At 64.9% G+C, this 10,448-nt stretch carries 8 protein-coding genes; all 8 read left to right on the top strand.

Annotated features, from left to right (window positions below; translation table 11 throughout):
* Nucleotide 1 precedes the first annotated feature (1 nt).
* The 8 genes from wecB (at nt 2) to ACYQ1L_RS15515 (ending at nt 10,403) form a co-directional block, all read left to right on the top strand.
* Nucleotides 2–1,126, top strand: coding sequence for a non-hydrolyzing UDP-N-acetylglucosamine 2-epimerase (wecB, locus tag ACYQ1L_RS15550; RefSeq protein ID WP_460004958.1), 1,125 nt, complete (start codon nt 2–4; stop codon nt 1,124–1,126).
* Nucleotides 1,127–1,467: 341 nt separating this feature from the next.
* Nucleotides 1,468–2,583 (top strand): hypothetical protein, encoded by a 1,116-nt coding sequence (locus tag ACYQ1L_RS15545; RefSeq protein WP_460004957.1) that lies wholly within the window; start codon nt 1,468–1,470, stop codon nt 2,581–2,583.
* 53 nt (nt 2,584–2,636) lie between these two features.
* Nucleotides 2,637–3,929: a glycosyltransferase family protein gene (locus tag ACYQ1L_RS15540; RefSeq protein ID WP_460004956.1), complete on the top strand. Its 1,293-nt coding sequence runs from the start codon at nt 2,637–2,639 to the stop codon at nt 3,927–3,929.
* The gene (locus ACYQ1L_RS15535; RefSeq protein ID WP_460004955.1) at nt 3,926–5,107 is read left to right on the top strand and encodes a glycosyltransferase; all 1,182 of its coding nucleotides are present in this window, start codon (nt 3,926–3,928) and stop codon (nt 5,105–5,107) included. The genes ACYQ1L_RS15540 and ACYQ1L_RS15535 overlap by 4 nt, the downstream gene beginning before the upstream one ends.
* Nucleotides 5,108–5,172: 65 nt before the next feature.
* Nucleotides 5,173–6,894, top strand: coding sequence for an ABC transporter ATP-binding protein (locus tag ACYQ1L_RS15530; protein WP_460004954.1), 1,722 nt, complete (start codon nt 5,173–5,175; stop codon nt 6,892–6,894).
* Nucleotides 6,891–8,057: a glycosyltransferase gene (locus ACYQ1L_RS15525; protein WP_460004953.1), complete on the top strand. Its 1,167-nt coding sequence runs from the start codon at nt 6,891–6,893 to the stop codon at nt 8,055–8,057. The genes ACYQ1L_RS15530 and ACYQ1L_RS15525 overlap by 4 nt, the downstream gene beginning before the upstream one ends.
* A gap of 112 nt (nt 8,058–8,169) precedes the next feature.
* Entirely contained in the window at nt 8,170–9,450 is a 1,281-nt protein-coding gene (locus ACYQ1L_RS15520) for a nucleotide sugar dehydrogenase (protein ID WP_460004952.1), read from the top strand.
* Between the two features lie 23 nt (nt 9,451–9,473).
* Nucleotides 9,474–10,403 (top strand): NAD-dependent epimerase/dehydratase family protein, encoded by a 930-nt coding sequence (locus ACYQ1L_RS15515; protein WP_460004951.1) that lies wholly within the window; start codon nt 9,474–9,476, stop codon nt 10,401–10,403.
* The last annotated feature ends 45 nt before the right edge of the window (nt 10,404–10,448 follow it).

The raw sequence follows: 10,448 nt of genomic DNA, 5'->3' as shown, positions 1-10,448 counted from the left end.
CATGAAGAAGCTCAAAGTCGTGACCGTCGTGGGAACGAGACCGGAGATCATCCGGCTCTCGGCGACGATCAAGCTCCTCGATCGTCACACCGATCATGTCCTCGTGCACACCGGCCAGAACTACGATTACGAACTCAACGAGGTCTTCTTCGAAGATCTGAGTCTGCGTCGCCCCGATCACTTCCTCGAAGCAGACACGTCCTCATTGGGGGCCGCGCTCGGCTCGATCCTCGCGAAGACCGAGCAGGTGCTCGCCGCTGAGCGTCCCGACGCGTTCCTCGTGCTCGGCGACACCAACAGCTGCATCTCCGCGGTGATCGCGAAGCGCATGCGCATCCCGGTCTTTCATATGGAGGCCGGCAACCGCTCGTTCGACGAGAACGTGCCTGAGGAGACGAACCGTCGCCTGGTGGACCACGTCTCGGACTACAACCTCGTGTACACCGAGCATGCGCGGCGGAACCTGTTGGCCGAAGGCATTCACCCGTCGCGCATCTTGCTCACGGGATCGCCGATGCGCGAGGTGCTGAACCAGAACGCCGAGCAGATCGCGGCCAGCGACGTCCTGGAACGTCAGGGGCTTCGCCGCGGCGAGTACTTCCTGGTGAGCCTGCATCGCGAGGAGAACGTGGACAGCCTCGATCGGCTCCGCGCCGCGCTCGAGTCGCTCCAGGCGCTCCGGGACGAATACGGGCTGCCGGTGCTCGTGTCGACGCATCCGCGCACTCGGAACCGACTCGAGTCCCTCGACGAGAGCGCGAAGGACGGCACTGTGTTCCACCCGCCGTTCGGCTTCCACGACTACATCAAGCTTCAACAGGAGGCCAAGCTGGTGCTGTCGGACAGCGGAACGATCAGTGAGGAGGCCAGCATCCTCGGCTTCCCCGCGGTGACGATGCGCGATTTCATCGAGAGGCCGGAGTCGCTCGACGCGGGCGCGATCATCACCACGGGAGTCGAGAAGGCGCCGGTGCTGAGTGGCGTCGCGATGGCGCTCGGCGAGCCGCCCAGGAGCATCGCGGCGGAGTACATGATCGAGGACACCGCGCAGAGGGCGGTGTCCTTCATCATCGGTTCGTCCCATTCGCACCGACGCAGGGCCGGCTTGTTCCTCGACCAGCGATGAGCACGCGAACGCTCGGTGAACGCGACCGTCGGCCCGCAGAACCCGTCGGGATCTCGCCGGCGGCGGGGGATGAGCGTCGATACCTGCCGCTGAAGCTCACGGTTGGATGGCTTGGCGGAACCTACCTGCTGTTCCTCCTCACCCCCTACCGGGACAGCGCGCAGAACGTCGGACTGCTGACAGGGTTCATCGCGGCCACCATCGCGGCGTTCGTGCTCGGGTACCTACTCGGGATCTGGCGTTCTCGTCGTTATCCTGCGGTCGTCGATGTCGATCCGCAGGCCTCGGGCGGAGCGCGTACCGTCATCGTCTTCGGAGCGATCTGGTTCGTCCTCTTCGGCGTGGCCTCCCTGCAGCAGTTCGGCGCCACGGGAATCTCCGACATCATCGACGCCGCCCTGCACCCCGGTGATCGGTATCGCGCCAAGTTCGACATCTTCGAGCAACTGCAGACCAGCGGCACGGACTCGCTGCCGCTCCAGCTCACCTCGTGGAGCGGCGTGTTCTTCACCCTTCTCGTGCCCTTCGCCATCTACTACTGGCGTGGGCTGGGGCAAGGCATGCGCACGCTGATCATCGTCTCCCTCATCCCGTACGTGGCCTCCTTCGTCTACATCGGCACGGTGAAGGGCATCGGCGATCTGGCGATCATCGCCGCCGCATCGTTCGTCGGTTGTTATGGGCTGCGCCCGACGCGGCGGGACGATGCCGGCTCGACCGCTCCTGCGGGGCGCATGACATCTTCTCTCGCGCAGCCAGGCGCGGTGGGGTCGATGAAGCGACGGCGTCGCGGCTTGAAGTACTGGCTCATCGCGGGCGGGATCATCTTCGTCGGGGTCATGTCCAACCTGCTCGGCGGGCGCGCCGTCAACGTCGGTCAGACGCCGACGATCCCCGTGATCAGCGACCTGTTCGGCAACAGCTTCGCAGCTGGTCTGATGACGATCTGGCTCTATCCGACGAACGGATATACGGGCCTCTCCCAGGAACTGAACATTCCGTTCGTTTTCTCCGGGGGTGCCAGCATGCCGGTCTTCGCGCAGATCCTGGGCAAGTTCTCCGGCGTCCCGGACCCGACGCTCCTCTCCTATCCCGTGCGCAACGAAGCCATCAACGGCTGGTCCGCGACGATAACGTGGTCAACGGCATACGCCTGGGTCGCCTCCGATCTCACGTTCCTCGGCACGATCGCAGCGATGGTTGTGCTCGGCTGGATGGTCGCGCACTTCTGGATGGGCGCGAGAAGACGACGCGATCCGCTCGCGCTCGCGATCTTCTCGCTTCTCGCTTACGTGGTGGCGTATCTGCCCGCGAACAATCAGATCTTCCTGACGAGGTACACCGCGACTGGGCTCATCACCCTGCTGATGGTCTACGTCCTACGGGGGCTCTTCAGGCCGCACCGAAGCATGGCATGGCGTGCTCCAGTTTCTCCCCAGTCGAAAGGAAACCGGTGATGGGAAATTCACCCGGATCTGACGCGGACCTGACCTGTCCGAAGGTCCTTTTCATGGGCGGCGGGATGAGGATCGGCAACGAGACCGCGACCGGCCAGACTCTGGCGTGCCTGTACGGCTCGTACCCGGTGGATCGCGTCGCGCAGTATGCCAGGCCGGAGTTGCCAGGTGGAGAGTTCGGCGAGATCGTGCCTATGAGCAGGTGGGTCTCTCCGGTCGCGTATTCGTGGCGGATCGTGAGGGTCCTCTCGGCGAGACTCTCGAGGATGCTGCGGCGCTCGGGGGACGGCTCGCAGAAGGTCAGTCACAATGCGATCCGAACCGCGAAGCTGTCGACGCGCAAGCGGATCAGCCTCGATCTGGACGCGGTCGTGGATCTGCGGCGGGTCCGGATACGCCGCCGGAAGTTGAGGGAATTGAAGGCGGCCGCGCCCGATGTGCTCCACGCCGTCGTGTACAACGCCTTCTCCGTGCGGCTCGCGCTCGAGCTCTCCGAGAGACTGAGCGTCCCGATCCTGCCACAGTTCACGGACGACTGGATCACGACGATCTTCACGAATGGCGAACTGCGCGGCCGCGCCCGTACGGCGATGCTGGGCCATCTGGAGAAGCTGATCGAACGCAGCCCCGCGTTGCTCGTCATCGGCGACGCCATGGCGGACGAGTACTCCGCTCGCTACGGTCGTCCCTGCTTTGTCACCGCATACGGGGTCGAGCCCCAGGACTATCGGATCGAACCGGAGCACTCGGACGGGAAGAAGCGTCTGCTCTACATCGGCGGGGGATACATCGGGCGCGCGGAGCAGATCGACCGAGTCGCGGAGTGGGTGCGGGACGGCGGCTGGGAGGTCGTGGTCCACACAGGAACACACAATGCCTGGACCCCCCGGTCCGCGAACGTCAGAATGGCCGACGAACTCCCACTGGCAGAGCTGCCGCGCGCTCTTGTGGATGCGGACGCCGTGCTCTTCGTCGAGTCATTGCGTCCCGAGATCGTCGAATACACCCGGTACTCGGTCTCGACGAAGGTCTCTCAGCTGATCGCCGCGCGGCGCCCGATCTTGGCGATCGGTCCACTCGGCCAGGGATCGATCGAGGAGCTCCGCGCGAACGCTCCCGATGCCCATTTCATCCATACCGATGCGGACGAGGAAGGCGTCGAAGCAGTCCGGTTCCTGTCCGGAGAGGCGCGACGCAGCGACGCCCCGATCCCCCCGAAGTACCATGCGTCGGTCATGCGCCGGAACTTCGAGGATGCGATCCGGTACGCCGCCGAAGCGACCGGCTCGGCTGAACGCTCGCTCCTCTTCGCGGACCGGCGGTCTGAGGGACGGTCAGGCGGATGACCGTCTACATTGCGAGCGAGGTCCGCATGCACGTGGGCTCGGACGGCGTCGTGCGCGCGAAGCACAGCGCGGCGGCTCACGGGGCATGGGCACCGTACGTGCGCGCTTTCGGTGACGTCAAGATCCTCGCCCGAGTCGAGGACGCGCGTTCGGACGAGGGCCTGCCCGTCGAAGGCGAGGGTGTACGGGTCGTGCGTCTGCCCTACTACGCCGGTCTGACGCACGTGCCGCTCGGACAGCTGCGGGTGCGCCGCAAGCTTCGCTCGGTCGGCAAGGCGGGGGACATCTTCATCCTCCGACTCCCCGAACTGATGTCGATCGCGGCCGCTGTGCGTGCGAAGTCGATCGGCGCGACGATCGTGTCACTGCTCGTCGCCGACCCGCGAGACATGGGCCGGACGCTTCCCCGTCCGCTCTCCCTCCTCTCCGGCCGTGTCCTCTGGGTGCTGGCGAGCAGGATCATCCGATCGTCCCGCGGCGTCGTGTACGTCTCGCAGCGGTACCTGCAGGAGGTCTGTCCTCCGCCCCCCGGCGCCGCGGTGCTGGCACGGAGCAACGTCATCCTCGGCGACAGCTGGCTCCAGAAGACGGGGAGGACGGCGCCCCCGACCTCGCAGTGGCGACTCGTCACGGTAGGGACCCTGGAACACCGGGCGAAGGGCATGGACTTCCTGATCGATGTCGTGATCGAGGGGCGGCGACGTGGCATGGACGTCTCCCTGACGATCGTCGGATCGGGCAGAACGCTGCCGGCGCTCCGAGAACGAGCGGCAGGCGTCGGCGAGGCGATCCGCTTCACGGGTCAGATCCACGATCGCGAGGAGCTCGCGAGTCTGCTCGACGCGTCGGACGTGTACGTCTCCGGCTCTCGGTCGGAAGGCCTCCCCCGTGCGACTGTCGAGGCGATGGCCCGGGGGCTGCCGGTGATCACGACCGATGCGGGAGCGTCGAGGGAGCTCGTGGCGCCCGGTGCGGTCGTCGCGGTGGACGACCGCCGGGCTTTCCTCGCCGTGCTGGAGCGCTTGATGTCCGACGACGTGTGGTACCGGGCGCTGTCCGCGGAGAACCTGGTCATGGCGAAAGAGGTCGCCCGGCTCGCCGCGCCGGAGCGGCTCACCGACTTCCTCCGTGCATTCGGTGCCCAGGAAACCGCGCACAGCAGATTGGACATTCGATGATTCGCTTATGGCGCACGCTGCGGCAGGTGCTTACCGTCTTTCCGCCGGGCGCGCGAAGGTTCTTCGTGACGCACTCGATCTTGGCGGGGCTTCTCGCCGTCCTCGACGTCGCGGCATTGAGCGCGATGGCGATCGTTCTTGCAGCCCTGGTCTCGCAGACGGGAATCGGCGGTTCCGCGCTGGGCGGGGTCCTCGAGACCGCCCGCATTCCCGTGCTCGCTGCGGTATGCGGGCTGTTCCTGGTAAAGAGCGTGCTCGGCGCGCTCCTTCACCATCACGCCACCCGACGCTTCGCCGACTATGAGTTCGAACTCGGAGGGCGTGTCTTCGCCGCGTACGCACATGCGCCGTGGGACAAGCGGGCACAGGTCAGTACGGCGGAGATCACGCGCATCGTGGACAGCTCGGTTGCACTGACGACGACGGGGTTCGTCATTCCCCTGATGCAGATCACCGGCCATGCGATCACCGCGTTCGGCGTTCTGGCGGTCATCGTCGTGGCGCAGCCCGCCACAGCGGTCATCGCCGTCGTGTATTTCGCGGGTGTGTTCTATCTGCTCTCCCGGTTCGTCGCGCGACACCTCCGTGCGGCAGGTCAGCAGAATCGCCATCTCTCCTTCCGTGTCGCAGTCATCATGTCCGAGATCGTCGACACCCTGCGCGAACTCACCCTACGGCAGACGCTCGACGAGGCAGGGGGCGAGGTTGCGCGGCAGCGGCGTATCGTCACGAAGGCGCGCGGCACCATGGCGTTCTTCGGGACGCTCCCGAAGTATGCGCTCGAGGCGGCACTCGTGGGAGGAATCGTCTTCGTAGGGGGAGGGGCGTACCTCATTGGCGGCGACCAGGCGGCGATCATGGCGATAGCGATGTTCGGCGCGTCGGCATTCCGCCTCATCCCGTCCATCATCGGCATCCAGAGCAGCCTGAATCAGGCTCAGATGAACGAGGCGTTCGCACAGGACCTCGTCTCGGGGATCGATGACGCGGGGCACTGGATGTCCCAATCGGAGGTGCGAGAGCTCGACCGCTCGACCTTCCCCGAGCGGCCGCGTTCGCTGGTGCTGGAGCAGGTGCGCTACCGCTACTCCGGCGCATCGGAAGACGTTCTCAAAGGGATCAGTCTGGAGATCCCGGTGGGTTCGCGCTGTGCGATCGTCGGGCCGTCCGGGTCGGGGAAGTCGACGATGATCGACGTGATCCTCGGGCTGAGCGAACCCAGCGAGGGAACGGTCCGTCTCGACCGGACGGACATCGCGGACGTCCTCGGAGCGTGGCACAGCCGCGTCGGGTACGTTCCGCAGCGGGTCGCGCTGTTCGATGCTTCGATTGCCCAGAACGTGGCACTGACCTGGGGGCAGGATATCGATCTCGCGAGAGTCGAATGGGCGCTGGAGAAGGCGCAGCTGGGCGATCTGCTGTCGCGTCCCGACGGGGTGCACGCCCATGTGGGCGAACGAGGAGCGTCATTGTCCGGAGGACAGCAGCAGCGCCTCGGGATCGCGCGTGCGCTCTATTCGGATCCCCTCGTCCTCGTGCTCGACGAGGCGACGAGCTCTCTGGACACGGCGACCGAGAGTCAGGTGATGGCGGCACTGAACGCCCTCGCCGGCAGCGTCACCGTGATCACAGTCGCCCACAGGCTCGCGACGATCAAGGATTACGATCAGATCTGCTACGTCTCGGAGGGCCGGCTGGTCAAGGCGGGTACCTTCGATGACGTCGTCCGCACCGTGGAGGACTTCGCCACCCAGGTCGATCTCGCGGGTCTGCGACAAGAGCGATGAAGATCGTCTACGTCACGCCTTGCTCGTTCCGAACGATGAACGCCGGCGCGCTCCGGAACGCGACCGTGGCCGCCGCACTCGTGGCCGCGGGGCATCAGGTCGCGATCGTCACCACCGATGCGGCGAGCGATCCAGTGCACTCGGACTGGTCCGACCTGCTGCCGAGGTCCGTGGATCTCGTCAAGGCGGGGCCGCCTCGCACCAAGGGCGTCAATCAGATCCGCCGCGTCGTCGGCGGAGCCACGCGGCACCAACTGACGCACTACCGAGACTCGGACGCGGTGATCGCGTACAACCCGGACCCGCTGACCTTCTCGCGTCTCGCCAAACGAACGGCCTCTGACGGAAAGAAGTTGTTCGTCGATCTGACCGAGTGGCTGACGTCCGCCGACCTCCCGGGAGGGTGGCTCTCTCCCTACAGCTGGTGGTATTCCGCTTTCATGCGGAGCATTCCGCGTCGTGCCGCAGCGGGATTCGCGGTCTCCACCTCGATGGCCGAGCATCTCTCGGCGCGGGGCGCGCGCTCGATCGTCGTGCCGCCGCTTCACGATCCAGGCAAGCTCGTCACGGAGCCGAAGGAGTCGGTGCAGACCGTCGGTCGAACCCGGATCCTCGTGAGCGGAAGCGGTTTCGTACGCGGAGGAAAGGATCTGAGTTCGATCGTCGCCCTTCACACCGCGCTGGAGGCGGATCCGGACCTGGGAGCACAGCTTTCGGTTCAGGTGGCCGGGCGGATCGACGCCCACGGCGAAGCGGTGATCGATCGACTGCGGAGCGTCACCGAGGTCGTTGAACACGGATGGCTCGACTGGCGCCGTTCGATCGAACTCGTGTCCTCGGCCGACTGGTTGGTGCAGTTCCGTGACCCGTCGAGCCGGCGGGCGCGATTCGGATTCCCGTCGAAGGTCACCGAGTCGCTCTCGCTCGGGACGCCCGTGCTGGCCAACGCGTTCAGCGACATCGCCCTGCACATCCGGGACGGCGTGAACGGAGTCCTGGTCTCGGAGCTGACGGCGACGGAGATATCCCGTGCCTTGCGGCGTGCGCTCCTGATGCGGCCGTCGCGCGAGGACATCGCCGACGCCGCCCGCGGTGCGTATTCCGTCGACGCATTCTCGCCGCGGCTGTCCCGCTTCATCGGCGCCGACGCCGAGGCGAGCTGAATATGCTCGGCTGCGCGGACCGCTCGGCTGCGCTGAGCAGGATGTCATCCTGCCAAGCGCCGCTGTGTCAGACTATGACCTACGTGCCCTCAGACGCGAAACGGAACTCTACATGGCTGACATCGCTCAATCGCTCGTAGTTATCGGCCAGGGATATGTCGGCCTTCCGCTGGCCATGCGGGCGGTCGAGGTTGGCTACCGGGTCGTCGGCATCGACCTCGACGAACGGCGGACGGCAGCCCTGCAGCGAGGCGATTCGTTCGTCGAGGACGTGACGAGCGACACCGTTCGCGATGCACTCGAGACAGGGTGCTATCTTCCAAGCACAGCGTACGAAGCGGCTACGGATTTCGACGTCGCGGTGATCACGGTGCCGACCCCGTTGAGAGAGACGCTGCCGGATCTGTCATTCATCGAAAGCGCCGCCCGATCGCTGGCGCCGTTCGTCACTCCGGGGTCGTGCATCATCCTGGAATCGACGACCTATCCGGGCACGACCGAAGAACTCCTGGCGCCGATCCTCGAAATGGGATCCGGGTTGCGGGCAGGGGCTGATTTCCATGTCGGCTACAGTCCAGAACGGATCGACCCGGGCAACCCCACATGGAAGTTCACCAATACGCCGAAGGTCGTTTCCGGAATCGATCCGGAATCGAGCGCGCGGGTGAAGGACTTCTACGACTCGCTTGTCGATCGAACCGTTCCGGTGTCCACGCCCAAAGAGGCGGAACTCACGAAGCTGCTCGAGAACACGTTCCGGCACGTGAACATCGCGCTGGTGAATGAGCTGGCGATCTTCGCGCAACAGCTCGGCGTGAATGTCTGGGAAGCAATCGATGCCGCCGCGACGAAGCCGTTCGGCTTCATGAAGTTCACCCCTGGGCCCGGAGTGGGAGGCCATCGCCTTCCGGTGGATCCCAGCTACCTCTCCTGGCAGGTGCGCAAGACCCTGGGCCAGAGCTTCCGGTTCGTCGAGCTCGCGAATGATGTCAATGAGCACATGCCTGCATACGTGGTGCAGCGCTGCGTGGAAGCCCTCAACGACGACAAGAAGGCGCTCAACGGTGCCAGGGTGATCGTTCTCGGCATCGCGTACAAGAAGAACTCCAGTGATTGCCGGGAATCGCCCTCGCTTCGGCTGCTCGAGCTCCTGGCCAATTATGGCGCTGAGGTCAGCGCAGTAGACCCCCATGTGGACGCCTCGAACTGGCCGACCGGCGTTCAACGCGTCGATGGCACGCTCGATGAACTCCAGCAGGCCGACCTCGTCGTCCTGGTGACCGATCATGACGCGTTCGACTACGACGAGATCGCGACTTCTGCCGATGCCGGTGGGGTGAAGCTGCTCGACACCAGGAATCGCTTGCCTCACGCGACTGCAATCCGGCTGTAAAGACTCGAGAATAGGGAACCCACGTGCGAGTACTCATCACCGGCGGCGCAGGATTCATCGGGACGAATCTTGCGAAGGCCCTCTGCGATCATCCTCAGGTGACGGACGTCGTCGTCTTCGACGATCTTTCCACTGGTGTGCGACGCGCAGAACTCGACGGGACGCGGTTCATCAGAGGGGATCTTCGTGATCCGGCTGCGATCGAGGCCGCCACTGAAGGTGTGGACCGAATCATCCACCTCGGCGCACTCGGTTCCGTCCCTCGGTCCATCGCCGATCCGGGTACCACCAATGACGTGAACATCCGAGGCACGCTGAATGTGCTCGAGGCCGCGCGGCATCATGAGGTTGGTCATGTGATCGTCGCGTCCTCGTCGTCGGTGTATGGCGCCAACCCCCGGATTCCGAAGGTGGAGTCGATGGCGACCCTTCCGATGAGCCCTTATGCCGTGAGCAAGCTTGCGACTGAGTCGTACGCCAACGCCTTTCAATCGAGCTATGGAATCCGGACACTCGCTTTTCGCTTCTTCAATGTCTTCGGCCCCTATCAACGGGCGGACCATCCCTACGCTGCAGTAGTCCCCAAGTTCCTCGACGCGATCAAGACGTCACGCCCCGTCACGATCCATGGGGACGGGACTCAGTCTCGCGACTTCACCTCGGTTCACTCCGTGGTCGATGCGCTCATGCAGGCGAGCATCGGCCAGATCAGCCACGACACGCCCGTCAATCTTGCTTTTGGGCGGAGATACACACTGCTCGACGTCCTCGACGTTCTCGAAGAGATTCACGGGGCGGAGATCCCGCGTGAGTTTGCGGATCGCAGAGTCGGAGACGTGCCCCATTCGCAAGCGTCGCCTGAGCTTCTGCGCTCCCTGCTTCCGTGTGTGAAACAGCCGTCACTCGAAGATGCGTTGGCGGAGGTCTACGGCTGGTATATGGCTCAGGAATGACGATCGAGTGACAGGTTTCGTCTGGTCGCTCCGGAACCGTCTTGT

The organism is Microbacterium xylanilyticum, assembly GCF_054654695.1.
This window is presented reverse-complemented; position numbering and strand designations above follow the sequence as displayed.

Bases quoted from the DNA above. Each gene is read 5' to 3' on its own strand.
- ACYQ1L_RS15540 (WP_460004956.1), top strand. From the start codon at position 2,637: ATGGGCGGCGGGATGAGGATCGGCAACGAGACCGCGACCGGCCAGACT.
- ACYQ1L_RS15535 (WP_460004955.1), top strand. From the start codon at position 3,926: ATGACCGTCTACATTGCGAGCGAGGTCCGCATGCACGTGGGCTCGGAC.
- ACYQ1L_RS15520 (WP_460004952.1), top strand. From the start codon at position 8,170: ATGGCTGACATCGCTCAATCGCTCGTAGTTATCGGCCAGGGATATGTC.
- wecB (WP_460004958.1), top strand. From the start codon at position 2: ATGAAGAAGCTCAAAGTCGTGACCGTCGTGGGAACGAGACCGGAGATC.
- ACYQ1L_RS15525 (WP_460004953.1), top strand. From the start codon at position 6,891: ATGAAGATCGTCTACGTCACGCCTTGCTCGTTCCGAACGATGAACGCC.